This is a genomic window from Micromonospora sp. NPDC005205 (assembly GCF_040608275.1).
In the GTDB taxonomy this organism is placed as follows: Bacteria; Actinomycetota; Actinomycetes; order Mycobacteriales; family Micromonosporaceae; genus Micromonospora.
This window is the reverse complement of the sequence record NZ_JBEXHV010000011.1, coordinates 145,088-169,307: the sequence shown is the minus strand read 5'-3', so window position 1 is coordinate 169,307 and position 24,220 is coordinate 145,088. Positions and strand designations below refer to the sequence as shown.

At 72.6% G+C, this 24,220-nt stretch carries 25 protein-coding genes; 13 read left to right on the top strand and 12 right to left on the bottom strand.

What is annotated here, in order from left to right; genetic code table 11:
• Window positions 1–77 precede the first annotated feature (77 nt).
• Entirely contained in the window at window positions 78–533 is a 456-nt protein-coding gene (locus ABZU43_RS21070) for an ATP-binding protein (RefSeq protein WP_355008171.1), read from the bottom strand.
• A 119-nt stretch (window positions 534–652) separates the two neighbouring features.
• Here ABZU43_RS21070 and ABZU43_RS21065 point away from each other — a divergent pair, with 119 nt between their 5' ends.
• Both ABZU43_RS21065 and ABZU43_RS21060 read left to right on the top strand, forming a co-directional pair.
• Window positions 653–1,777 carry a DUF5931 domain-containing protein gene (locus tag ABZU43_RS21065; RefSeq protein ID WP_355008170.1) on the top strand — a complete coding sequence of 375 codons (1,125 nt, stop codon included), beginning with the start codon at window positions 653–655 and terminating at the stop codon, window positions 1,775–1,777.
• A gap of 23 nt (window positions 1,778–1,800) precedes the next feature.
• Window positions 1,801–2,454, top strand: coding sequence for a response regulator transcription factor (locus ABZU43_RS21060; RefSeq protein WP_355008244.1), 654 nt, complete (start codon window positions 1,801–1,803; stop codon window positions 2,452–2,454).
• 6 nt (window positions 2,455–2,460) lie between these two features.
• On the opposite strand, the gene ABZU43_RS21055 is transcribed toward ABZU43_RS21060, so the two are convergent.
• The 3 genes from ABZU43_RS21055 to ABZU43_RS21045 form a co-directional block, all read right to left on the bottom strand.
• On the bottom strand, window positions 2,461–3,033 hold the full coding sequence (locus ABZU43_RS21055) for a DUF5709 domain-containing protein (RefSeq protein ID WP_355008169.1): 573 nt from the start codon (window positions 3,031–3,033) through the stop codon (window positions 2,461–2,463).
• An 88-nt stretch (window positions 3,034–3,121) separates the two neighbouring features.
• A complete protein-coding gene (locus ABZU43_RS21050) occupies window positions 3,122–3,913 on the bottom strand; it encodes an ATP-binding protein (protein WP_355008168.1) in 792 nt (263 codons plus the stop codon).
• On the bottom strand, window positions 3,913–4,911 hold the full coding sequence (locus ABZU43_RS21045) for an SDR family oxidoreductase (protein WP_355008167.1): 999 nt from the start codon (window positions 4,909–4,911) through the stop codon (window positions 3,913–3,915). Before ABZU43_RS21045 ends, ABZU43_RS21050 begins: the two co-directional genes overlap by 1 nt.
• Before the next feature lie 222 nt (window positions 4,912–5,133).
• Between ABZU43_RS21045 and ABZU43_RS21040 the strand changes: the two genes are divergently transcribed.
• On the top strand, window positions 5,134–6,333 hold the full coding sequence (locus ABZU43_RS21040) for a glycosyltransferase (protein ID WP_355008166.1): 1,200 nt from the start codon (window positions 5,134–5,136) through the stop codon (window positions 6,331–6,333).
• Between the two features lie 46 nt (window positions 6,334–6,379).
• On the opposite strand, the gene ABZU43_RS21035 is transcribed toward ABZU43_RS21040, so the two are convergent.
• The 4 genes from ABZU43_RS21035 to aroA form a co-directional block, all read right to left on the bottom strand.
• Entirely contained in the window at window positions 6,380–7,234 is an 855-nt protein-coding gene (locus ABZU43_RS21035) for a hypothetical protein (RefSeq protein ID WP_355008243.1), read from the bottom strand.
• A 59-nt stretch (window positions 7,235–7,293) separates the two neighbouring features.
• Window positions 7,294–8,112, bottom strand: coding sequence for a histidinol-phosphatase (hisN, locus tag ABZU43_RS21030; protein WP_355008165.1), 819 nt, complete (start codon window positions 8,110–8,112; stop codon window positions 7,294–7,296).
• Between the two features lie 28 nt (window positions 8,113–8,140).
• Entirely contained in the window at window positions 8,141–9,217 is a 1,077-nt protein-coding gene (gene rsgA / locus ABZU43_RS21025) for a ribosome small subunit-dependent GTPase A (RefSeq protein ID WP_355008164.1), read from the bottom strand.
• 81 nt (window positions 9,218–9,298) lie between these two features.
• Complete coding sequence (gene aroA / locus ABZU43_RS21020; RefSeq protein WP_355008163.1) at window positions 9,299–10,597, bottom strand: 3-phosphoshikimate 1-carboxyvinyltransferase; 1,299 nt, start codon at window positions 10,595–10,597, stop codon at window positions 9,299–9,301.
• Window positions 10,598–10,700: 103 nt separating this feature from the next.
• Here aroA and ABZU43_RS21015 point away from each other — a divergent pair, with 103 nt between their 5' ends.
• The 5 genes from ABZU43_RS21015 to rsrA all read left to right on the top strand — a co-directional run bounded on the left by ABZU43_RS21015 (window position 10,701) and on the right by rsrA (window position 14,017).
• Window positions 10,701–11,411, top strand: coding sequence for an SOS response-associated peptidase (locus ABZU43_RS21015; protein WP_355008162.1), 711 nt, complete (start codon window positions 10,701–10,703; stop codon window positions 11,409–11,411).
• 195 nt (window positions 11,412–11,606) lie between these two features.
• The gene (locus ABZU43_RS21010; RefSeq protein WP_091406097.1) at window positions 11,607–11,999 is read left to right on the top strand and encodes a WhiB family transcriptional regulator; all 393 of its coding nucleotides are present in this window, start codon (window positions 11,607–11,609) and stop codon (window positions 11,997–11,999) included.
• A 51-nt stretch (window positions 12,000–12,050) separates the two neighbouring features.
• Complete coding sequence (locus ABZU43_RS21005) at window positions 12,051–12,668, top strand: alpha/beta family hydrolase (RefSeq protein ID WP_355008161.1); 618 nt, start codon at window positions 12,051–12,053, stop codon at window positions 12,666–12,668.
• A 235-nt stretch (window positions 12,669–12,903) separates the two neighbouring features.
• Entirely contained in the window at window positions 12,904–13,728 is an 825-nt protein-coding gene (locus tag ABZU43_RS21000; protein WP_112583674.1) for a sigma-70 family RNA polymerase sigma factor, read from the top strand.
• A gap of 1 nt (window position 13,729) precedes the next feature.
• On the top strand, window positions 13,730–14,017 hold the full coding sequence (gene rsrA / locus ABZU43_RS20995) for a mycothiol system anti-sigma-R factor (protein WP_030336658.1): 288 nt from the start codon (window positions 13,730–13,732) through the stop codon (window positions 14,015–14,017).
• Window positions 14,018–14,150: 133 nt separating this feature from the next.
• Here the strand turns inward: rsrA and ABZU43_RS20990 are convergent, their stop codons facing one another.
• Entirely contained in the window at window positions 14,151–14,336 is a 186-nt protein-coding gene (locus ABZU43_RS20990) for a hypothetical protein (RefSeq protein WP_355008160.1), read from the bottom strand.
• A gap of 110 nt (window positions 14,337–14,446) precedes the next feature.
• Here ABZU43_RS20990 and ABZU43_RS20985 point away from each other — a divergent pair, with 110 nt between their 5' ends.
• Window positions 14,447–14,668, top strand: coding sequence for a biotin/lipoyl-binding carrier protein (locus ABZU43_RS20985; RefSeq protein ID WP_181518367.1), 222 nt, complete (start codon window positions 14,447–14,449; stop codon window positions 14,666–14,668).
• Entirely contained in the window at window positions 14,665–15,174 is a 510-nt protein-coding gene (locus ABZU43_RS20980) for a GNAT family N-acetyltransferase (RefSeq protein WP_355008159.1), read from the top strand. Before ABZU43_RS20985 ends, ABZU43_RS20980 begins: the two co-directional genes overlap by 4 nt.
• Window positions 15,175–15,252: 78 nt before the next feature.
• Here the strand turns inward: ABZU43_RS20980 and ABZU43_RS20975 are convergent, their stop codons facing one another.
• Window positions 15,253–15,831 carry a helix-turn-helix domain-containing protein gene (locus ABZU43_RS20975; RefSeq protein WP_355008158.1) on the bottom strand — a complete coding sequence of 193 codons (579 nt, stop codon included), beginning with the start codon at window positions 15,829–15,831 and terminating at the stop codon, window positions 15,253–15,255.
• Window positions 15,832–15,942: 111 nt separating this feature from the next.
• Here ABZU43_RS20975 and ABZU43_RS20970 point away from each other — a divergent pair, with 111 nt between their 5' ends.
• Window positions 15,943–17,529, top strand: coding sequence for an MDR family MFS transporter (locus ABZU43_RS20970; RefSeq protein ID WP_355008157.1), 1,587 nt, complete (start codon window positions 15,943–15,945; stop codon window positions 17,527–17,529).
• A gap of 97 nt (window positions 17,530–17,626) precedes the next feature.
• Here the strand turns inward: ABZU43_RS20970 and ABZU43_RS20965 are convergent, their stop codons facing one another.
• Window positions 17,627–19,453 carry a tetratricopeptide repeat protein gene (locus tag ABZU43_RS20965; RefSeq protein WP_355008156.1) on the bottom strand — a complete coding sequence of 609 codons (1,827 nt, stop codon included), beginning with the start codon at window positions 19,451–19,453 and terminating at the stop codon, window positions 17,627–17,629.
• Window positions 19,454–19,642: 189 nt separating this feature from the next.
• Here ABZU43_RS20965 and ABZU43_RS20960 point away from each other — a divergent pair, with 189 nt between their 5' ends.
• Together ABZU43_RS20960 and ABZU43_RS20955 are read left to right on the top strand one after the other, a co-directional pair.
• Window positions 19,643–20,674: an SIS domain-containing protein gene (locus tag ABZU43_RS20960; RefSeq protein ID WP_355008242.1), complete on the top strand. Its 1,032-nt coding sequence runs from the start codon at window positions 19,643–19,645 to the stop codon at window positions 20,672–20,674.
• 25 nt (window positions 20,675–20,699) lie between these two features.
• A complete protein-coding gene (locus ABZU43_RS20955) occupies window positions 20,700–22,298 on the top strand; it encodes a histidine kinase N-terminal domain-containing protein (protein ID WP_355008155.1) in 1,599 nt (532 codons plus the stop codon).
• Between the two features lie 163 nt (window positions 22,299–22,461).
• Here ABZU43_RS20955 and ABZU43_RS20950 read toward each other — a convergent pair whose 3' ends face one another.
• Entirely contained in the window at window positions 22,462–23,970 is a 1,509-nt protein-coding gene (locus tag ABZU43_RS20950) for a glycosyltransferase family 39 protein (RefSeq protein WP_355008154.1), read from the bottom strand.
• Window positions 23,971–24,220 lie beyond the last annotated feature (250 nt).

Below are 24,220 nucleotides of genomic sequence, written 5' to 3'. Positions count from 1 at the left end.
GAGCGGGCCGGGCCGGGGCGTGGCGAAACGCGGCGTGGCGAGGCGGAGCGGGGTGGGGCGGTCAGGCCGGGGGTGGGTTAGTGCGGGGTGTGGTTGTGGCTGGTCAGGCCGGTGGTTATGCGGACGGTGGTGCCGGCGGTGCCGGTGACCACTTCCATCGCGTCGCTCAGCTCGCGGGCCAGCCAGAGGCCCCAGCCGCCGGCGGTGTCCGGGGCGGGCCGACTGCGGTCGCCGAGGCGTTGCGGGCTGATCCCGTGCCCGTGATCGGCGACCTCGCAGACCAGCGCACCCGACTCGTGCCAGAGTCGCAGCCAGCCGCGCCCGCCGCCGTGCCGCACCGCGTTGGTGATCAACTCGTTGATCGCGAGCACGAAGTCGTCCAGCCGTTGGCCGCTGAGGCCGGAGGCATGCGCGCAGGAGGTGACCGAGTGTCGAATCTCGGTCACCTGGGCCTGGTCAAAGGCTTCGGCGATCAGGAGGGCAGGTTCGATGGGCACAACCGTACGCGGTGCGTGCGGATCTGCGTTTGTCATGGGCCCGTCCCGGCGGCACATCTCGGAGTAATTCGCGGCTTTTCCACCGTACGTCAGGGTTTCCTGAACCGCACTCGCTGCTCGCCGTGTGCCGGCCCGGTTGTGGCATCCTGACCGCCATGCCGTCGCCGCCGGGTGGGTTCGAGGTGCCGCTGTGGCGTGCGCTCACCGTGTTCAGACTGGCCTCCCTGGCGTACGTCTGCGTGCTCGCGGTGCGCGACGCCGACCGGTACGCCCACCCGTACGCCGTCGGTGCCCTGATCCTTCTGATGATCGCCTGGACGGGCGCGACAGCGGTCGGGTACGCCCGGCCGACCTGGCGGCGCTGGCCGCTGCTGCTGGCCGACCTCGGGGTGGTGGTGGCCATCGTGCTGGCCACCCCGTGGGTGGTCGGCCGGACGGCGCTCGCCCACGGCGTACCCACCCTGGGGGTGGCCTGGATGGCCGGCCCGGTGCTGGCCTGGGCCGTCTCCGGTGGCCGGCGGCGGGGCACTGTCGCCGCGCTGCTGGTCGCCGGCGCGGACCTGGCCACCAGGGAGCGGATCGGTCAGTCCTCGTTCACCGGGGTGATCCTGATGCTGCTCGCCGGGGTGGTGGTCGGGCATGTGGCCCGACTCGCGGTGAGCGCCGAGGAGCGGTTGCAGCGCGCGGTGGAGCTGGAGGCCGCCACCCGGGAGCGGGAGCGGCTGGCCCGGGACATTCACGACTCGGTGCTCCAGGTGCTGGCGCTGGTGCAGCGGCGCGGCGCCGACCTGCCCGGGGAGGCCGGCGAGCTGGCCCGACTGGCCGGCGAGCAGGAGGTTGCTCTGCGGGCGCTGATCGCCGGGGCCGGCCCGGCCGCCGCGAGCCTCCCGGACGGCGGCGAGGCGGTGGACCTGCGGACCCTGCTCGGCCGGTACGCCTCGGCGGCGGTGGCGCTGTCCGCCCCGGCCAGCCCGGTGCCGCTGCCCCGACGGGTGGCCGCTGAGTTGGCCGCCGCGACCGGCGCGGCCCTGGACAACGTGGGGCGGCACGCCGGCGGGCGGGCCTGGGTGTTGATCGAGGACGAGGGGGCGACGGTGACCGTGTCGATCCGCGACGAGGGGCCGGGCATTCCGGATGGCCGGCTGGACGAGGCGGCCGCCCAGGGTCGGCTCGGCGTGACCCAGTCGATTCGGGGACGGGTGGTCGACGTGGGCGGCACCGTGCGGATCGTGTCCGCCCCCGAGGCGGGCACCGAGATCGAGCTGAGCGTGCCGAGGTGACGGCGGCGAACCCGGTCCGAGTGATGGTGGTGGACGACCATCCGATGTGGCGGGAGGGCGTGGCCCGCGACCTGACCGAGGCTGGTTTCCTGGTGGTGGCGACCAGCGGCGAGGGACGACAGGCCATCCGGGTGGCCGCCGCGGCCCAGCCCGACGTCGTCGTCCTCGACCTGCAACTACCCGACATCTCCGGCGTCGAGGTGATCCTGGGGTTGCGCGCGGCGCTGCCCGCCGTACGGGTGCTGATGCTCAGCGCCAGCGGCGAACAGCAGAGCGTGCTGGACGCGGTGAAGGCCGGGGCCACCGGTTATCTGGTGAAGTCGACAGCGCCCGCCGAGTTCCTGGAGGCGGTGCACCGCACCGCGGCCGGCGACACGGTCTTCACTCCCGGCCTGGCCGGGCTGGTGCTCGGCGAGTACCGCCGGCTGGCCGCCGGACCGGGGCGGGGGACCGGCCCGGCCGGCGCTGCCGAACCCGCGACGCCCCAGCTCACCGAACGGGAGACGGAGGTGCTGCGGCTGGTGGCGAAGGGGATGTCGTACAAGCAGATCGCCCAGCGCCTCGGCCTGTCGCACCGCACTGTGCAGAACCACGTGCAGAACACCCTGGGCAAGCTGCAACTGCACAACCGGGTCGAGCTGACCCGGTACGCCATCGAACGCGGTCTGGACGACTGAGCGACGTCAGACCGAGCGCGGCGGCTCCGTCTCGTGGATGGCCAGCTCCTCGGCGGTGGCTCCGCCCCCGGCCGATCCGGCGTCGTACGCCACCGAGTCGGTCTCCTGGTCGGTGTGCGCCCCCTCGTCGGGTTCCACCAGCCGGCCCACTGTGGCGTCGGCAACGGTGCCGAGCTGACCGTGGTCATAGAGGGAGACCGGTGAGTTCGGGTCCGAGGTCGGCCCGGGATCCATCACGTCGGCGTCCAGCTGAGCCTCCGCCGCGGCTTCCAGGTTGTCCGCCTCGAAGGCGATCTTCGGGTCGATGGTGCCGGCCAGCGGGTCGTCCGCCGGGCGCTCGTAGACCTCGCGGCCGAGCTTGTAGTCCAACGACTCACCGTCGAGCTGCTCCTCGGCGGTCGTGCCGAACCGGTCCACCGCCACCGGCGTCCGGTCGCCGGGCAGTTGGGCCGGGTCCGGGCCGTCCGCCTCGCGCCCGGTGAGGACGTCGTCGTTGGCGGTCGAGTCGTCATCGGCGGTGTCGGGCAGCCCTTGCGCCTCGGTGTCGGACACGGGGGTCGGGTACTCGTTGTCGCGCATGTCTGATCACTACCCGCTGCCCTGCCGCCGTAACCGGGCGGCAGTCGACGGTACGGCGCCGAATCGGGCGCCGACGGCGAAAGCCCCGTCAGGCGGCCTCGTCGTCGGGGTGCAGCACACACCAGACGACCTTGCCGTCCGGTACGGCAGTGCTGCCCCAGCGGCGGGCCACCGTGTCGATCAGCAGCAGTCCCCGACCGCCGGCCCGGTCTGGTGGGGAAATCCCGGCGAACGTCGGCTGACGCGGGGAGTGGTCGCGAACCGCCAGGTGCAGGGTGGTCTCCCGGGGTGCCAGCCGAACCGTCATCGGGGTCCGGGCGTGCGCCACCACGTTGTTGACCATCTCGGTGATCGCGATGCACGCCGGGTCGGTGAGCGTCGGCATACCCCAGCGCTCGCAACCGGTGTTGACCAGTTCGCGAGCCTGCCTGGCGGCGCCCACCGTCGGAGCCAGCTCGGCGGTGAGGACCGCCGCCAGTGGTGTCGCCGCCACAGCGGCCAGCGCCCCGTCGAGCGTCGGCCAGGCCGGCACCCCGGCGAGCGCGGCGTCCGGCTGGGCGGGCCCGTCGACCGCCGGGTCACACAGCAGCAGGTCCGCGGCGGGCCAGTCGGCGACCTCCCGGCGTACGTCGGCGAAGACGCCGCGTCCGGCCGCGTCGACGACCCGCAGGCCGGTCACGTCGGCCACCACCGGGCCGGGCCGGGCCAGCAGACGGGCGAGCAGCGCGCCGCGTACCGCCTCGGCACCGGCGGCATCGAGCACGCCGGTCAGTCGGACCACCGCTGACGACTCGTCGATTTCCACGAGACAGCTCGACATGATCGCCCCATTGTGCGCGCCGGTGACGGTCAGCGCATTCGGGCGCTCGACATCGGCCATCAGCGGTCCGACCGGGAACGGCGGTTGATGGCCGCCAGGGTGCCGACAGCGGTGCCGGCGGCGGCCAGACCGAACGCGGCGGTCATCCGCGCCAACTGTCGCCGCCGACCGTGCCAGCCACCGTCCTGGCGCGCCTGAGCATCGCTGTGGAACACGTTGCCGCTGCTGTCCACCCGGGCACCCGGGCCGAACTGGGTCCGGTGGGCGTACCAGCCGAGGGTGCGCTCGACCAGCGCGGGCGCCAGCCGCCACTGCAGGCCGATCAGCCGGGCGGCGCCGCCGGCGTACGCCTCGCGGCGAGGCCGCCGCAGCAGCCGGACGATGGTCTCGGCCACCACCTCCGGCGGGTAGATCGGAGGGGGTGGCACCAGCTCCCGCCCGCTGTGGTTGCCGGTGTGCCGGAAGAACGGGGTGTCGATCGTGGCGGGCAGCACGGTGCAGACGGAGATGTGACCGCGACCGGTGACCCGCAGCTCCTGTCGGACGGTGTCGGCCAGCCCACGGATGCCGTGCTTGGTGGCGTTGTACGCCGACTGGTACGGCATTGCCACCTCGGCCAGCACCGAGGCGTTGTTGACCAGTACACCGCCGCCGGCGGCACCCAGGTAGGGCAGGGCCGCCTTGATGCCGTGCACCGTTCCTAGCAGGTTGACCTCCAGCACCCGGCGGAACTCGGCGACCGGGATCTCGTCGAACAGTCCCACCGCGCTCACCGCGGCGTTGTTCACCCAGGCGTCGATCCGGCCGAACTCGGCCGCCGCCTGGTCGGCCAGCCGCCGCACCGACTCCAACTCGGTGACGTCGGTCGGTACGACCAGCGCCCGGCCGCCCAACTCCCGGCAGCGCTGTGCGACCTGTAGCAGGGCCGGCTCGCTGCGGGCGGCCAGCACGACGGCGGCACCACGGCGGGCCAGCGCGTACGCGGTCGCCGTGCCGATCCCGCTGGACGCACCGGTGATCACCACTGTCGAATCGTCGAGACTGCGGGTCAGCGGCATTTCTGAGCGGTACCCCCGGCCGGGCCTGGTCACACCGACGACGGCTTGTCGATCATCGTCGAAGTGCTGTCGCGTGTCGCGTGTGCTTGCCGTGGCGCAAGTGTCGGTGGCACTCGCGGGGACTCTTCCTGATCTGCCAGGTTTCGGCTCAGCGTCGCGGGGTTAATGGGACGCTCTGACCGGGAGGACCACCGCCGAGGAAAGATCGCAGGGAGGTGACCCATGCGCGTCGGCCTCGTCTGCGCGCACGCCAGTTCCTACCGCCACGCCGACGGCCCGCCCGTAGGCACCCGACAGCACACCGCGAGGGTCGCCGCCGAGCTGGCCGAGCGAGGCCATGACGTCCGGCTCTACGTGCGCCGGGACGACCCGACGCTGCCGGCGACGATGAACGTCGACGGCTACCAGGTGCACCAGGTGCCCGCCGGCCCGCCCACCCCACTGCCCACCGCCGAGCTGATCCCGTACGTGACGGAGGTCGGCCGCTGGCTGGCCGACGAGTGGTCGGGGTCCTGGCGGCCCGAGGTGGTGCACGGGCACTACTGGGTCGGTGGCCTGGCCGCCGCGCACGCCGTCCGGGAGACCGACATTCCGGTGGTGCAGACGTTCCACTCGCTCGGCATCGAACAGCTGCGTCACCTGGGTGGTCACTACGACGGGCCGGGCCAGCGGATCACGCTGGAGCGCGCGTTGACCCGGGCCGTCGACATCGCCGTGGCCCAGTCCAACGACGAGGTCGACGAGCTGACCCGGATGGGTCTGCAACGCAGCTCGGTCGCGTTGGTGCCGGCCGGCGTCGACATCGACCTGTTCCATCCCGACGGCGAGGCGGCACCGCGCGAACAGCGGTCCCGGATCCTCTCGGTGGGCTCGCTGGCCGCCGGGCACGGCCAGGAGGACCTGATCCGGGCCATGCGGCTGGTCGGTGACGCCGAGCTGGTGATCGCCGGCGGGCCGCCGGCCGACCAGTTGGTCAACCACGCCGAGGCGCGACGGCTGCGCGAGTTGGCCGAACAGCTCGGCGTCGTCGACCAGGTACGGCTCGTCGGGGCGGTGCCGCACGACCAGATGGCCACCTGGTACCGGTCGGCGGACGTGGTCGCCTGCACGCCGCACTACTCCTCGGCCGGACGGGTCTCGCTGGAGGCGATGGCCTGCGGTGTGCCGGTGATCGGCTACGCGATGGGCGGTCTGGCGGACGCCGTCGTCGACGAGGTCACCGGCCGCCTGGTGCCCCCCGGTGACGTACGGGCACTCGGAGTGTCGCTGCGCCGGCTGCTCGGCGACAACGCCGGTCGGTTCGCGTACGGGCACGCCGCTGTGGACCGGGTGCGCAGCAGTTACACCTGGGAGCGGACCGCCGGTGCGCTGGAACGCCTCTACGAACGGGTGGTGAGCCGCCGCAAGCCCGTCGAGGCGTGAGTCGGCGGTGCTGCGGGACCTTCAACCGTGGTGCGGTGCCGGACGGTCAGCCCGGCTGGCCGGCACCGACCATGGCGGGGTCCCGACGGCGTGTCACCGAACGGTGCTGCTGCGGTTCGGCGTACCGGGTCAGGCCGATGACCGCGGCCAGGGTCACCAGGAAGCCGACCGCGGCCAGCCACTCCCGCCCCGGCCAGATCTTGTCGTTGAGCAGCAGCAGGCCGACGATCGCGGCCGGCACCGCGCCGGCGGCGTCCATCGCGGCGACCGCGGCGGTCGTCGAGCCGCGCTGCATGGCCAGACCGAGCAGCAGCTGACCCACTATCGAGTGGGCGATCAGCAGGTAGAACAGCGGGTCGGCGAGGAACGCCTCGGCGGACGGCGCGGATGCCAGTGGCCGGGCGGCGACAGCGGCCGAGCTGAACGCCAGCCCGGCCAGTGAGCCGAGGGCCACCGAGCCCGGCGCCCCGTGCAGCCGGACGGCGAAGAAGCCGAGCACCGCTATCACGCCCAGTGCCACCAGCAGGGCGATCGAGCCGGCGGTGCCGAGTTGCTTCGACGGCGCCGGCCGGGCGGACAACACCAGTGCGGTGATCCCCGCGAAGAGCAGCGCCAGCAACACCACCTCCGCCGCCGGCAGCCGCCACTTCAACACCAGCACCCCGAGGATGGCGGTCACCCCGAGCCCGGCGGCCACGCTGGCCTGCACGAGAAACAGCGGCAGGTCCCGCCGGGCCAGGAAGGCGAGCACGAAACCGGCGATCTGACAGCCGAGACCGACCAGGTAAGTCCGGTGCCCAGCGAGGCGCAGAAGCAGGCCCGGATCGAAGGTGTGGTGGACGGTGGTGCGGGCCGCCGCCACCGACTGGAGCAGATTGGCGAAGCCGTACGCGACGATCATCACCGCGAGGAAGCACCAACCGGAGGAGACCACCTGGCGAGGATAGAGGTTGCCGGGGGTCAGCGCTCGGCTGGTCGGTTGAGGCGCACGAGGATGTCGGCGTGCAGCACACCGTTGGTGGCGACCACGCTGCTGTCGGTGCCCGGAGCACCGGCGGGAGCCGGTTGTCCGGCCAGATCCGTGACCGAGCCACCCGCCTCCGTGACGATCGGCACCAGCGCCGCCACGTCCCACAGTGACAACTCCGGCTCGACCATCACGTCCAGTGCCCCCTCGGCCAACAGCATGTAGCCGTAGAAGTCGCCGTACGCCCGGTTGCGCCAGCTGTCCCGCATCAGGTCGAGCACCGCGTCGAGCCGCCCGGCTTCCTCCCACCCGTTCAACGAGGAGTAGCAGAAGCTGGCATCCGCCACCCCGCGCACCGCGGACACGCCGATCCGCTCACCGGCCGCGGGGCCCGGCCCGGCGTACGCGCCCGCGCCCGCGCTGGCCCACCAACGTCGTCCGAGCGCTGGTGCGGACACCACGCCGACAGCCGGCCGGTCGCCGTCGTAGAGCGCGATCAGGGTGGCCCAGATCGGCACGCCACGGACGAAGTTCTTGGTGCCGTCGATCGGGTCGATGATCCACCGGCGGCCGTTCGGGTCGGCGGACGGCTGCGCGCCGAACTCCTCACCGAGCAGCCCGTCGGCCGGCCGATGCTCGGCCAGCAGGGCGCGGATCTCCCGCTCCACAGCGGTGTCCGCGTCGGAGACCGGGGTCAGGTCGGGCTTCGCCTCGACGCGCAGGTCGAGCGCGCGAAACCGGGCCGTGGCGATGGCGTCGGCCCGGTCGGCGAGCAGGTGGGCGAGGGCGAGGTCGTCGGCGTACCCGGTCATGCCGGCAACCTAGCCCACGCCCGTCGCGTCACTCGTCGGGGCCGCGCCGGTCATCCTCGCCGGGGCCGCGCTGGTCGCTGTCGCCGCGCGAGTCGCCCTCGCCGGCCCGGGAGGCGAGCAACCGACGGTACGAGGCCAGCCGGCGCGGGTCGGCCTTACCGGCGGCCACCCAGGCGTCCAGCCCACACTCGGCCTCGTCGGCCGTGTGGGGACAGTTCGGTGGGCAGTCGACGGTGCCCTCGACCAGGTCCGGAAAGCCGTGCAGCAGGCTGTCGGCCGAGACGTGCGCCAACCCGAAGCTGCGGATCCCAGGGGTGTCGATGATCCAACCCGGGTCGGTGTCGATCCCGGGCACCGGTGGCAACCGCAGCGCCACCGCGCTGGTCGAGGTGTGCCGGCCCCGGCCGATCGCGCTGACCACGCCGACCGCGCGCAGCGCGTCCGGAACGAGGCGGTTGACCAGCGTCGACTTGCCCACGCCGGAGTGCCCGACCAGCACCGACACCTTGCCGCTGAGCAGCGCGCGGAGCGCGTCGAGGTCGGAGTCGGGGCGGTTGAGCACGTACGGCAGCTCCAGCTCGGTGTAGTAGCCGAGCACCTCCTCCGGCCCGGCCAGGTCGGCCTTCGTGAGGCAGAGCAGCGGCTCGACGTCCGCGTCGTACGCGGCCACCAGGCAGCGGTCGATGAACCCGGTGCGCGGCGGTGGGTCGGCCAAGGCGCTCACGATCACCAACTGGTCCGCGTTGGCCACCACGACCCGTTCCAGCCGGCCCTCGGCGGTGGTCTCGTCGTCGTCGGCGGTGCGGCGCAGCACCGAGCGACGTTCGGCGATCCGGACGATGCGGGCGAGCGCGCCCTCCGCGCCGGACGTGTCGCCGACCAGGCTGACCCGGTCACCGACCACCACCGACTTGCGGCCCAACTCGCGGGCCCGCATCGCGGTGACAGTGGGCAGCTCGGCGCCGACCACGCCGCGTTCGGCCCCGGAGAGCACACAGGTGTAGCGCCCTCTGTCGACGGCGATGACGAACCCGTCCACCGCGTCGGCGTGCTGCGGGCGGGTGCGCGTACGTGGGCGCGACGACTTTCCGGGCCGGACCCGCACGTCGTCCTCGTCGTACTCCCGCCGTTTGGTCGCCAGGACCTGTCCTCTTCTCGCGTCAGCTCTTGGTGAGCGTCCGGACGCTCACTTGCCGGTCACCATCGCTGACCATAGTGCCGGGAACTCGGGCATTGTCTTGGAGGTACACCCCACGTCGTCCACCTCGATGCCCGGAACGGCGAGCCCGGCCACCGCGGCGGCGTGCGCCATGCGGTGATCGTGGTAAGTGCGGAAGACGCCGCCGCGCAGCGGTCGGGGCCGGATCTCCAACCCGTCAGGTGTTTCGGTGATGTCCGCTCCGAGCCCGCCGAACTCGCGCGCGAGCGCGGCGAGCCGGTCGGTCTCGTGGCCGCGGATGTGCCCGACGCCGGTGAAGACCGACGGCGAGTCGGCCAGCATGGCCAGCGCGGTCAGCACGAGGGTCAGCTCGCCGACGTCGGAGAGGTCGGCGGTCAGACCGTGCACCACGCCGGTGCCACGGACGGTCAGCCCGTTGGTGGAGAGGGTGACCTCGCCGCCCATCCGCTGCAGCAGCGAGCGGAGTTTCTCGACCGGCTGCGCGCTGCTGTGCGGCCAGCCCTGCAAGGTGACTTCACCGCCGGTGACCAGTGCGGCGGCGAAGAACGGCACGGCGCCGGAGAGGTCCGGTTCGATGTCCCAGCCGCGCCCGGTGAGTGGGCCGGGCTCGACGGCCCAGACGTCGGGGGTGCTGTCGTCGACCGCCGCGCCGGCGGCCCGCAGCATCTGCACCGTCATCCGAAGATGCGGCGCGGAGGGCACCGGCCGCCCGACGTGGCGGACCACGACGCCCCGGTCGAAGCGCGGGGCGGCCAGCAACAGCCCGGAGACGAGTTGGCTGGATGCGGACGCGTCGATCACGACCTCGCCGCCGGTGACCCGGCCGGTGCCGAGCACTGTCAGCGGCAGGCTGCCGGTGCCGGTGACGTCGATCCGGACGCCCAGCGAGCGCAGCGCGTCGACCAGCGGGCCGAGTGGGCGGGTGCGCACGTACGGGTCACCGTCGAAGGTGACCTGGCCGTCGGCAAGGCCCGCCACCGGTGGCACGAACCGCATCACGGTGCCGGCCAGCCCGACGTCGACGTGGGCGGGGCCGGCCAGCGGGTGCGGTCGGACCAGCCAGCGCTCGTCGTCGCTGATCGAGACGTGCGCGCCCATCGCCCGCAGGCCGGCGGCCATCAACTCGGTGTCGCGGGCGCGCAGTGGCCGGGCCAGCGTCGACGGGCCGGCGGCCAGCGCGCTGAGCACCAGGGCCCGGGCGGTCATCGATTTGGAACCGGGCAGGCGCAGCGTCGCCGCCACCGGGTCGGATGCGGTCGGTGCGGTCCACGGCTGCGGCGGCCGGGTCGCGGTCAGGTTGCCCACCGTTACATTCTGCCGTGTCGGCGGGCGGGCGGCGGTACCCGGCGTTCGTACTCCCGGTTGGCGGGACAGCCGACGGGGCCTCCGACGCGTTAGCGTGTGCCCCATGTGCGGCAGGTACGCGACGACCCGGAGCTCCGGCGAGCTGAGCGCGCTGTTCGAGTCGTCCGACGACTCCGACGGCCTGGTTCGGGCGGACCACAACGTCGCGCCGACCGACAGGGTGCCGCTGGTCCGGGTCAGCCCGGAGGGGCACCGCAGCCTCTGCGTCGGCCGCTGGGGTCTGCTGCCGCACTGGTCGCGGTCCGCGTCGGGAGCCGCCCGGATGATCAACGCGCGGGCGGAGACGGTGGCCACCAGCCGGGCGTACGCGGGTTCCTTCTCCCGTCGCCGTTGCCTGGTCCCGGCCGACGGCTGGTACGAGTGGGTCCGGCTGCCCGACGGCGGGCGACAGGCGTACTTCATGACCCCCCGGGACGGCTCGGTGCTCGCGCTGGCCGGCATCTGGTCGGTCTGGGAGTCCGACGCCGAGACCCGGCTCACCTTCAGCGTGCTGACCACCACGGCGCTCGGCGACCTGGCCGAGGTGCACGACCGGATGCCGGTGCTGCTGCCAGCTGAGCGGTGGTCGTCGTGGCTCGCGCCGACCGACGAGCCGGGGCGGCTGCTCACCGAGGCGTCGGCGGAGCAGTTGGCGGGGTTGGAGATCCGGCCGGTGGGTGCGGCGGTGGGGGACGTTCGTAACGACGGGCCGCAGCTGACCGCGCGGGTGGCGGTGGCGCCGACGGTGTCACCGCAGGAGCTGACCCTGTTCTGACGCTGCGGCGCATAGTCGGCCGCCGATTTGCCAGGGTTCGCGCGATTCGTCTCCTGGCTGTTCAGTCATGTTCCCGGCAGACCCTTGTCCCGGGGTTGCGAAGTGCGATAGAACACAGCGCCGGTAGTGGCTGTCGGTCCGCACGGGGCGGACGACGTCCACAGCTTTTGCCGGTCCCACGGGGGAGGTGGGCGGATGACACGGGCACGTATGCCGCGCCCGCACGAGGTGGCAGCGGCGCGGCGAGATCCGCGACTGCTGCGGGCCGTGCGAGAACGGCGACAGGACGACGCGTGGCGCACCAGAGGAACCTGCCAGAGCGTCGATCCGGAGACATTCTTTCCGGCACCGAACGAGCCGGCGGACGCCGCCGTCGCGCTGTGTCGCAGTTGTGACGTGCAGGGGTCCTGCCTGGCGTGGGCCCTCGACGTCGGTGACTGCCACGGCGTGTGGGGCGGCACCACGCCGCGGGAACGACGGGCGATGCTGGTCGCCTGGCGCGGGGAGGTCGAACCCGATCCGGACGCCATCGACGACGCCGGCCCGCCGGTGCGCGATCGCCTGCTCGCCCTGGTCCCGCTGAGCTGATCGGCGGCCCGGTTCGCACGCGATACCCGTCCGGCGGCGCAGAATAGGCCGGTGCCAGCCAGCAACGAGATCGACACCCCGCGCGGCCCGGCGTGGATCGACACCGACCTGCCGGTCCGCCCGGCCACCGCCCTGCTCGTCCTCGGGCACGGCGCGGGCGGCAGCGTCGACGCACCCGACCTGCTCGCGGTCCGGGACGCGTCGGTGGCGGCCGGCCTGGCCGTGGTCCGGGTGACGCAGCCGTACCGGGTCGCCGGTCGACGTGCGCCGGCACCGGCAGGTCACCTCGACGAGGCCTGGACGGCGGTGCTCGCCGAGCTGCGCGCCCGGCACGCCGACGTGCCGACGGTGGTGGTCGGTGGGCGTTCCAGCGGCGCACGGGTGGCCTGTCGGACGGCCCGTGCGGTGGGCGCGGTGGGTGTGGTCGCACTGGCCTTTCCACTGCACCCGCCTGGCCGGCCGGAACGCTCCCGCGCCGCCGAACTGGGCACCGGCCTGCCGACGTTGGTCGTCAACGGCGACCGGGATCCGTTCGGGACGCCGGAGCCGGGACCGACCGTGCAGGTGGTGAGTCGTCCCGGTGAGACGCACGACCTGCGCCGCGATCCGGCCGGCACCGCCGCCGTCGTGCGCGACTGGCTGTCCGCCCAGGGCTGGGCGGCCGGCTGACCCGTCGCGCCCGGCTCGCCGGGTCGACCGTTTCCGGCGCGGGCACGGGTCGTTGCATCCGTTGGTGCCGCCGGCCCGAGCAGGGCCGGTGACACCAGTCCTCCCAGGCCCTTCCTGGTCCCAGCGCCGGCCGCCGTCGGGGCCGGGACCAGGAACGGGGAGGGGCGGCCGGAATGCCCCAGTGGTCATCTCGCGTTACTACCCCCGGACGACTTTTCTGCGAGGGGGGTGACCGGTGCCAACCGAGACACGAAGCCTGGAACGGGACGAGCGGGACGCCCGGCAGCTGAAGCGGCTGCTGGACGGCCCGGAATGGCCCGCGACAGCGGGACCGGGCGGGGTGGGTGCGGTGAGCACGGGCACACCGGCCGGAAGTGAATCTGCGGGCAGGTCCGTGCGCGTATCCTCGGCGGGAAAGCATCCGACGCGAGGGGATGTGCGGTTGACCACCGAGAAGACGGACGAGCGCAGGGCCCGATTCGAGCGGGACGCGATGCCATTCGTCGATCAGCTCTACGCTGCTGGGCTGCGGATGACACGCAACCCGGCGGATGCCGAGGACCTGGTCCAGGAGACGTACCTGAAGGCGTACGCGGCCTTCCACCAGTTCGAGCAGGGCACGAACCTCAAGGCCTGGCTCTACCGGATCCTGACCAACACCTACATCAACTCCTACCGCAAGCGGCAGCGCCAGCCGATCCAGGCGCCCACCGAGGAGATCACCGACTGGCAGCTCGCCGAGGCCGAGTCGCACACCTCCAGCGGGTTGCGCTCGGCCGAGACCGAGGCACTGGACCGGCTGCCGGACAGTGACGTCAAGGAGGCCCTCCAGCAGTTGCCGGAGGAGTTCCGCCTGGCCGTCTATCTCACCGATGTCGAGGGCTTCTCCTACAAGGAGGTCGCGGACATCATGGGCACGCCGATCGGCACCGTGATGTCGCGTCTGCACCGGGGCCGTCGTAATCTGCGCAAGCTGCTCGAGCGTTACGCCGGGGAGCGGGGCTTCAGTGCGGCCCGCTCGGCGAAGGGCTCGACTGCCGCTGCCGGCCGGGAGGTGTGACGTGAGCTGTGGGGAGCCGCACGAGACGGACTGCCGCGAAGTGCTCGCGGAGGTGTATCTCTACCTGGATCTGGAGTGCGCCGACGAACGTCGCTCGCTGATCCGGCACCACCTGGACGAGTGCGGGCCCTGCCTGCGCGAGTACGGGCTGGAGCAGGAGGTGCGGGCGTTGGTGGCGCGTTGCTGCGGCAACGAGACCGCGCCGGATGAGCTGCGTGAGCGGCTGCGGGTCAAGCTCACCGAGCTGGTGGTCTTCGAGACCAGCGACTCCCGTGAGCTGGCCGACTGATCGTCTGAGCCCGCCGACCGAGCGTCGGCACCAGCTGGCAAGACCGGTGGCCCGGGTCGATGTCGACCCGGGCCACCGGTGTACCCGGCCTCGGCCGGCTGAGCGACGACGGGCAGTCGGCCCGCCGACCCGTTCAGGAGTTGGGACGCTTGCCGTGGTTCGCGGCGCTCTTCTTACGAGCCTTCTTCTTCCTGGACTTCTTCGCCATGCTGACCTCCTCGTGACGGGTCGGATCCGTCCTGCGCACGACCTCGGCGCGGATGCGGCCACCGGCGGTCCGGCGTCGGGTCCGACCCGCTGATGGTAGTGCGGTCGACACCCGCCGCCTTCCCCAGGGCGGGCCTGTCATCCCGGCTGCGCCGCTGCCCGCCCACCGCCGGTCGACGCATGATTGGATACATCGGCAGGCACGTCGCGAAGAGGGAGGGCCTGGACATGGCCGAGGAGATCCGCGCCGAGATGGTGGCCAACGTCTGGAAGGTCGTCGCCACGGCGGGTGACACGGTGACCGAGGGCGACACCCTGGTGATCCTCGAGTCGATGAAGATGGAGATCCCGGTCGTCGCCGAGTCCGATGGTGTGCTCCAGCAGCTCGTCGTCAACGAGGGCGACGTCGTGCAGGACGGTGACCTGATCGCCGTGATCGCTTGACCGGGCTGCGGGTCCGTTCGGCCGAGTCGGTCGATTTCCCCGGCGTGGCCCGGCTGACAGTCGCCGCGTACGAGGCGGACGGCCAGCTCAAGGGCGAACACGGGTACGGCGAGGTGCTGGCCGACGTGTCGACCCGGGCGGCCAGCGGCGAGGTGCTGGTCGCTGTCGACGAGGTGACCGGGGCGGTGCTCGGCTCGGTCACGTTCGTGCTGCCGGGCAGCCCGTTCGCCGAGCTGGCCGGGCCGGGCGAGGCCGAGTTCCGGATGCTCGCCGTCGACCCGGGCGCTCAGGGGCGGGGTGTGGGTGCCGCACTGGTCGAGGCGTGTGTCGACCGGGCGACCGAGTTGGGTTGCACGGCGGTGGCGATCTGCGTCCGGGCGGGGATGGCCGATTCGGCGCACCGGCTCTACTCGCGGCGCGGTTTCGTCCGTTCGCCGGAGAAGGACTGGTCACCTTTGCCGGGTGTGGACCTGCTCGGCCTCCGGCTGGAGCTGACGCGCGGCTGAGCCGGCGACCGGCGGGCTCAGGTCGGCCGGCCGGCGGACCACCGACAGGCCGGACCGGCCACATCGATCACGAGATGGTCAGGCGTCGGGCTGCGTGCCGATGGCGGCCAGCAGTTCGTCGGCCACCTCCAGGGCGAGCTTGCGGCGTTCGTCGTCGCTGATGTGCGGCGCGCGGACCGCGAACCAGCTGGTGTGCACCGCGAACAGGGACAGCGCGGCGCGTAGCTGGGCGGCGGGGGAGTCGTCGCCGCGGCAGAGCGCTTCGGCCAGCTCCATCATCCGGCCGCGCATCTTCTGGCCGGAGGAGAGGCTCTTGAGCGCGGTCTGGTTCTGCTCGAAGAAGCGCATCACCGACGGCTGAGTGCCGTCGAACATCGTGTCGGCGTAGCGGGAGATCAGTTCGCGCCGGGTGGCCAGGGTCGCGGGCTGGGTGGCGGCCCAGGCGGTCAGCGCGTCCATCCGCTCCAGCCGGTCCTCGACGAAGCTGGCGACGATGTCGTCCTTGCTCTTGAAGTGGTAGTAGAGCGCGGCCTTGGTGACGTTGAGGCGCTCGGCGATCTCCCGGAGCGAGGTCTTCTCGTACCCCTGCTCGGTGAAGAGTTCGAGCGCGACGGCCTTGATCCGTTCCCGCGTCCCGCCGCCTGTGCTCTCGCTCACCCACGCCCCCCAAATGGCTTGACCGTTCCTCGTACCCAACTTACCGTGCGGCTAGTAAGGTGACTAGCCGGGCGGCAAGTAAGTACGGCAATCTTCGGGGGGAGCTTACCCATGACTCAGGCAACCCAGGCCGGCACGCGACCCAACAACATCCGGGTCGTGCTGTTCGGGCTGATGATCGCGATGATGCTCGCGATGCTCGACAACATGATCGTCAGCACCGCGTTACCGCGGATCGTCGGCGAGTTCGGCGGGCTCAACCACTTCACCTGGGTGGTTACCGCGTACGTCCTGGGCACCACCGTCTCCACCCCGATCTGGGGCAAGCTCGGTGACCTCTACGGCCGCAAGTCGGTCTTCCTGACCTCGGTCGTCGTCTTCCTGGTCGGCTCCGCCCTCTGTGGCATGGCCGGCTCCGGGATGCTCGGCGGTCCAGAGGACGGCATGGTCCAGCTCATCGCCTTCCGGGCCGTGCAGGGCCTCGGCGCCGGCGGCCTCATGGTCGGCGTGATGGCGATCATCGGTGACCTGGTCCCGCCCCGCGAGCGCGGGCGCTACCAGGGCATGATCGCCGGCATCATGGCCATCGCCATGGTCGCCGGCCCGCTGGCCGGCGGATTCATCACCGACCACCTCTCCTGGCGCTGGGCGTTCTACGTGAACCTGCCGCTGGGTGGTATCGCGCTGCTCGTGCTGATCAGCACCATGCACCTGCCGAAGTACCGCACCGAGCACCGGATCGACTGGCTCGGCGCCGGGCTGCTCTCGGTCGGCATCACCGGGATCGTGTTGATCACCACCTGGGGTGGCAACGAGTACGACTGGACGTCGCCGCAGATCCTCGGCCTGGCCGTGCTGGCCGTCGTCGCGTTGGTGGCGTTCGGCCTGGTCGAGCGCCGGGTGACGGAGCCGATCCTGTCGCTGAAGCTCTTCGCCAACCGCAACTTCGCGCTGATCTCGCTGATCGGTTTCCTGCTCGGCTTCGCGATGTTCGGCGCGATGAACTTCCTGCCGCTCTACCAGCAGACGGTGCAGGGGGCGTCGGCGACGAACAGTGGCCTGCTGCTGCTGCCACTGATGTTCGGCATGCTTGTCGTCTCGCTTGTCGTCGGCCGGGCAATCACGAAGACCGGACGGTACCGGGCGTACCCGATCATCGGTGGCGTGGTGATGACCACGGGCATGGCGCTGCTGTCGATGCTCGACGTCAACACCAGCAAGCTGGTGTCCTCGCTGTACATGGTCGTGCTCGGCGCCGGTATGGGCTTCCTGATGCAGACGTCGATGCTGATCGCGCAGAACAGCGTGGAGCAGAAGGACCTCGGCGCGGCCAGTGGCGCGGCGACGTTCTTCCGGTCGATCGGCGGCTCGTTCGGCATCTCGCTGTTCGGCGCGATCTTCGCCAACCGGCTCGCCGACTCCGCCGCCGGCGCGGCCTTCGATGGCGGAGGCGGGGGAGGCGGGATGGACCTGGCGAAGCTCAGGGAACTGCCCGCCCAGGCGCGCGAGGCGGTGCTCGGCGGTCTCGCCGACTCGATCTCGCACGTCTTCCTCTGGGCGGTGCTGTTCACCGTCGCGATCCCGGTGCTCGCCTGGTTCATCAAGGAGATCCCGCTGCGCACCGCGAACGAGGCGCCGCCGCAGGCCACTCCGGAGGAGGACGCCGAGGTCGCCCTCGGCAAGGCCCCGGTCGCCTGACGCCCAAACCCCGCGATCTTGCACTTTGTGCGCGTGCACAAGCACTGTTTCCGACAAAACGGCGACAGTAAGTGCAAGATCGCGGGGTTGCGGGGAATCAGCGGCGGAGCAGGCGTTGCCAGAGGCGGCGCAGGGGGTTGCGAGGGCGGGGGAGCCGGGGGGAGTTGGCTCTCAGCAGCTCGGTGGCCAGTGCCGCCGTCGCCGGATCCAACTGCGGGGCGGCGAGTGCCAGGTGAGCCAGCGAGGCGGCGATCGGGACCGGTCGGCTGCGCGCCACGTCAGCCGCGTCGGCCAGCCGCTCCGCCACCACCCGGGCCACGTCCGGTCGCACCGAAGGGTCCACCCAGGCGGCGGTGACCAGTGCGAACAGGGCCGCCTCGGTGACCCAGTCCTCGACGCCCCAGATCAGATCGAGCAGCACCCGGCGTCGGGTCGAGCCCTCCCACGGCTCGTCGGTGCGGTGGTGCAGCAGCCCCAGACAGGCCCACACCTGGACTCCACGCACCCAGACCGACGGGTCGTGGGCCGCCAGCAGCCGACCCACCGCGTTCGCCGGTGCCGCCGGCGGGTGCACCAACAGACCGAGCAGGTCGTCCACGTCGAGGCCGGCCAGACCCACCGCGGCGTCGTACGCCGCCGGCGGATGTGCCCACGCCGGATGGGCGATCTGCCCGATCCGTTCGACAGCCGTCGCCGAGGGCGCCGCCAGCGCGGGTGTGGGCACCGTGTCCGCGTAGTGCCACAACCGCTGAGCTGACTCCCGCCGGGGCTCGCGCGGGTCGGGCTCCGGCGCGCCGACGACCTCGATCCGCAGCCCGGGGGCTGTGGAGATCGCCGTCCCGACCGCGCTCGGCGGGGCGGCGGCGGACAGGCGTACGGCACCGCCGAGACCGTTGTCGTCATCGGCCACCGCCTGGCGCATCGCGTCGACCAGGGGCCCGCCGGCCGGCGTGAGTTGGCCGAGCCAGGGCCGACCTCGGCAGCACTGGGCCAGGTCGCCGTGCTCGTGGCTGTCGTCCGGGTGGTCGCGTACGAAGTCGGCGAGCGCGACCAGGTGGGCGAGGTCACCGTCGCGCAGGTGCCGCAGGCGGTGAGCGGTGTGCACCGCGCAGTCGAACGACGGATCGCGCGCCAGTGCCCGCTCGGTCCACTCCAACGCCTCGTCCAGCCGGCCGATCTCGGCCAGGGTGCCGGCGATGTCCGCGTAGATCGCCAGGTCGTCGGGGTCCAGCTCGACGGCCCGACCGAGGGCCGCGAGGCCGTCGCGGGTCCGGCCCGAGCTGCGGTACGCGTACCCGAGCCACACCTCGCCCATCTTCGAGGGCTGTGCGCGTACCCCTCGGGTGGCCCAGCGGACCGCCAGCTCGACCTCGCCGAGGCGCCGGGCCAGCGCGGACGCCGCGCCCAGCAGCAGGCCGTGTTCGGGGTGCACCGTCGCCGCGTTGCGGGCGAGCGTGAGGTACGGGGTCAGCGGGGCCCGGCCGATCCGTGGCACCGGGTCGGGCAGTGCGGCGCAGACCTGCATGAGGACGCGGGCGATGTGCTCCGGTTCCAGTCGTTCGGTCAGCTCGGGCGCGGTGACCCAGGGCACGCCGGCCCACTCGGTGCCGGGCGCGTACGACGTCGCCGCGGCCAGCAGTTCCAGCCCTTCGGCGGGACGCCCGGCGGTGGCGAGGAGGTGGGCGCGGGCGACCACCGCACCGACGAAGGTGTGGTGGTTGATCGGGAAGAGGTCGAGGCCGCCGCCGCTCGACACGGCGAGCCGGGCGAGGGTCTCGTGCACCTCCGGCAGGGTGGGGGCCCGTGCCAACGCGCCGGCGAGGTGGCCGGCGGCGTGGTGCAGGTCGCCCTCGTCGAGTGCCAGGCGGGCCAGTGCCAGCTCCTCCGTCGCGGAGAGCGCGGGATCGTCCGTTCCCTCGGGCACGTCGTCCTCTCGTGGCAGTTAGACCGGATGCAACGGGTAAAGCGTAGTTGATATTGAGATCAACTGGTGATCAGCTGCGCAGTCCTGCTCGTTCGATTGCTGAGATACGCTTAAAAGTGCAAGACTGAGCAAGAATCGCGCGGCAACCGCGCAGGGGGAGGGGTTTCCGTGACACGTGCAGGGGCTGGAATGGCCGCCGACATCGACGAGCAGCCAGCTGGCTACGCGCGCCTGCTCTCCGCCGCCAACGCCGCCGAGATCGCCCGGGTGGCGGCGGTCGTCGCGGAACGTCGGCCACGGCACGTGGTCTTCACCGCGCGGGGCACCTCCGACCACGCGGCGCTCTACGGGGCCTACCTGACCGAGATCCGGCTCGGCCTGCCCGCCGGGCTGGCCTCGCCCAGCGTCGTGACCCTCTTCGGGGCCCGCCCCGACCTCTCCGACGCGCTGGTCGTCGGGGTCAGCCAGAGCGGCGGTTCGCCCGACCTGGCCGAGGTGCTGCGCGCCGCCCGAGCATCCGGTGCGCTCACCCTCGCGGTGACGAACGCTCCCGACTCGCCGCTGGTCGACGTGGCCGAGCTGAGCGTCGACATCGCCGCCGGGCACGAGCGGGCGGTCGCCGCCACCAAGACGTACACCGCGGAGCTGCTCGCCCTGCTGATGCTGGTGGAGGGGATCCGGGCCGGCGACGGCGTGCTCCCGAACGCCGAACGGGAGGCGCTCGACGCACTGCCCGAGCTGGCCGCCCGCACCCTTGCCGACGGCACCCCGGCCCAGCTCGCCCCGCGCTACCGGTTCGCCCGTCAGCTGGTCACCACCGGCCGGGGGTACGCCTACCCCACCGCCCGGGAGGCGGCGCTGAAGCTGATGGAGACCTCGTACCTGCCGGCGCTCGCCTTCTCCGGCGCCGACCTGCTGCACGGCCCGCTCGCCATGACCGACCCGGAGGTCCCGGTGCTCGCCGTGGTGGGCTCCGGCCCCGGCGGCCGGTCGATGGGTGAGGTGCTGCCCCGCCTCGGGGAACGCCGCGCCGACGTCGTGGTGGTCGGCTCCGCTGACGTTCCGGGCGCCACCCGGCTGGCCGTCCCCGAGGTCGACGAGCGGTACGCCCCGCTGCTGGACATCCTGCCGATGCAGCGGTTGGCGCTGGCCCTGGCGCTCACGCGGGGCGAGGACCCGGACGCGCCGCGCGGGTTGAAGAAGGTCACCGCGACGATGTGAGGCGTGGCGTGGCACCCTGGTCACCGTGTCCACGCTGCGCGACCTCGCCGAGGAGCACACCCATCTCCGTCCGGCCGACATCGACCACCTGCACCGGATCGCGGGCGACTGGCAACTGCTCTCCGATCTGTCCTTCGCTGACCTGCTGCTCTGGGTGCCGGTCGACGCCGAGGGCACATTCCTCTGCGTCGCCCAGGTGCGCCCGACCACCGCACCTACCGCCTACCAGGACGACCAGGTGGGTCGGATCGTCGGCGGGCCGGAGGTGGCCCACCTGGGGGTGGCGTACTCCCAGGCTCGGATCTGGCGTGAGGGCGACCCGGTCTGGTACGGCGACGTGCCGGCCCGGCACGAGGCGATCCCGGTCCGGCTGCGTACCGCCGAGGGGGAGGCCGGCGAGGTGATCGCCGTGGTGGGGCGGGACACCAACCTCTCCACCGCGCGTACGCCCAGCCAGCTGGAGCTCAACTACCTCACCACCGCCGACGACCTGGCGCAGATGATCGCGGACGGCACCTTCCCGCCGCCACGGCATCCGGGCGAGACCACCTCGGCGCCCCGGGTCGGCGACGGCCTGGTCCGGCTCGACGCCGGCGGCAAGGTCACCTACGCCAGCCCCAACGCGCAGTCCGCGTACCGCCGACTGGGCTACGCCTCGCACCTGGTGGGGGAGGACCTGGCCGCGTTGCACCGTCGGCTGGCCGGTGACCCGCTGGACGGCACCGAGGCCTCGAACGGCATCCTGGCCGCGCTGCGTGGTGAGGCGCCACCCCGCCGGGAGATCGACGCACGGGGTGCCACGATGCTCACCCGGGCGCTGCCGCTGATGCCGGCCGGGGTGCCGATCGGAGCGTTGGTGCTGGTCCGGGACATCACCGAGGTCCGCCGCCGGGACCGGGCACTCATCACCAAGGACGCCACCATCCGGGAGATCCACCACCGGGTGAAGAACAACCTCCAGACGGTGGCCGCGCTGCTGCGGTTGCAGGCCCGCCGGGTGGCCATGCCGGAGGCGCGGGTCGCGCTGGAGGAGTCGGTACGCCGGGTCGCGTCGATCGCCCTTGTACACGAGACGCTCTCCATGTCCAGCGACGAGGCGGTGGAGTTCGACGGCATCGTCGACCGGGTGGCCAGCGCGGCGACCGAGGTCGCGGCGACCGAGGTGAGCGTCGGCATGCGCCGGCGGGGCAGCTTCGGGGTGCTGCCGGCGGAGATCGCCACCTCGCTGGTGATGGTCCTCAACGAGTTGCTGCTCAACGCCGTCGAGCACGGCTTCCCGCCGGCCGACGAGGCGGAGGAGGAGACCCTGGTGGCCTCCGCCTCCGGCATGGTGCCGGTCGCCCCTGCCGAGGTGGACCCGTCGCTGCGCCCCGAGGTCGTGGTCTCCGCGCACCGGTTCCGCAAGATGCTGCACGTCTCGGTGACCGACAACGGGCGCGGCCTACCCCCGGACTTCGACGCCGAACGCGGCAGCCGGCTCGGCCTCCAGATCGTCCGGGCCCTGATCACCGGGGAGCTGCGCGGCACCATCGAACTGCGCGCCGGCGCCAACGGTGGCACCGAGGCCATGCTGGTAATCCCGCTGGCCCGCACCACCACCCACGACGGCCGCTCGCAGACCTGACCCGCTCTGCCGCCTCCGGTGGGGCGGGCGACCGGGCCCGTCCACCTCGATACGCCTGATGACGGTGAGTCATCCTGATGACTGACAGGCATCACGCCCATCCTGATGTCCGCTCCGGCCGCAGATCCCCGCCGCAGACCCCCGCCGGCACCTGGGGGTCGGGTCAGCGGTCGGGGCGGCTGGTCAGCAGGGCGACGGTGAGGCCGGGGCGCTGCCAGACCTGGGCGACGGTGAAGTCCCTGCGGAGCGCGTCGCCCTTGGCGTCGGGCACGGCGGCCAGCGGCTCGGCGTGCCGGCCGGAGACGACGAGCCACACCCGTGTCGTACCGGCCAGGCACGGTTCCGGCTGGGGGCACTCGGCGGCCCACAGATCGCCGCGGCGGACCTCGTCCTCGGTGACCAGCACGTCGCGTGGTGGGTCGCTGAGGTGGTACTCGATGCCGAGATCGAGAAAGAGCCAGCTGTGCCGGGGTGAGTAGACCACCGCGTCACCGGGGCGTTGACCGTCGGCGATCACCCGGGCCGCCCCCGCGTAGTCCACCGGCGCGCTGCGCGGCCACTCGTGGGTCCGTCGCAGCGCGGCCTGATCGGGCAGGCCGAGCAGCCCGGCCAGCACCACCACGACGAGCGCCGCCGGAGCGGCCACGGCGGCCAGCGCCGCGCCCGCCAGCAGGCACGCGAAGGGCACCACGAAGACCAGATACCGAGGCACCCACAGCGGTACGACAGTGCCGGCGGCGAAGAGCAGCAGTACGGGCAGCAGCACCGCGCTGACCGGCAGCAGGGCGCGCCGCCCGAGCCGGGCCGCGCCCAGCGCGGCGACCCCGAGCAGCAGGCCACCCACCACGCTGCTCTGTGCCACGCCGCCGGGCAGCGCGGTCAGGTCGTCCAGCCGGGCCAGGTGGACCCAGTCCAACTGCCGGGACTGCTGGGTCCGCGCCTTCACCAGCAGCGGACCGGCCAGTAGCGCGACCGGCAGCACGGCGACCAGCCACCGCCACACCCGCCGGTCCCGCGCGGCGTCGGGCTGGGCCGGGGTGACGATGCCGGCCGGGGTCGGGCCGCGCCACCAGGCGACGAGGACGACCAGCGCATGGGCGGCCAGCACTGTGAGCGCGATCAGGTGGATGAGCCCGAGAGCGGCGACGGCGGCCGCGTAACCGGCCCAACGGGCCCAGCTCGGTCGGCGCAGCGCGCTCACCAGCAGCAGTGTGGCGAGCACGGCGAGCATGGTGGCCAGCGCGTACGGGCGAGCCTCCTGCCCGTAGCGGGAGGTGCCGGGGAGCACCGCGAACAACAGCCCGGCGAAGAGGCCGCCGCGCCGGTCGACGAGCCGCGCGCCGAGCACGGCGAGCAGCCCGGCGGCCACCGTCATCGCCAACACCGCCGGTACGCGCAGGGCGATGGTGGAGTCGCCGAAGACCCCCGTCCAGAGGTGCATCAGCAGGTAGTACGGCCCGGTGGCGGCGTCGATGGTGCCGGCCAGTCGGGCCAGGTCGCCGGGCGACCGGGTGGCCGCACTCCACGTCGCCAGCTCGTCGCGCCAGAGCTGGGCGGAGCCCAGCCCGGTCACTGTCACCGCCAGGGTCACCAGCGCCGGGGCAAGCCAGACCGGCAGGCGGCGCAGGTGCTCCCACGCCGTCCCGGCCGACCTCTCGGACAATTGCCCCACGGTTCGAGCCTGCCACGCTCGTCGCGAGAACTCGGCCCGTGATGTGGGATCCAGCACGCGGACATTGGCCGGCCCCCATGGGGTGTGGCAGCATGGGCCCATGACCGCCGCAGTCGTCCGCCGCTTCGTGGCACGTCGCCACGTCGATTACGGCCGCGTGCGCAGCGCGATCTGTCCGGCCTACTGACGACGCCCGACCAATCCGTCTCGGGCGCGCTCCGCGCCGGCTGTCTGAAGACACCGTTGTCCC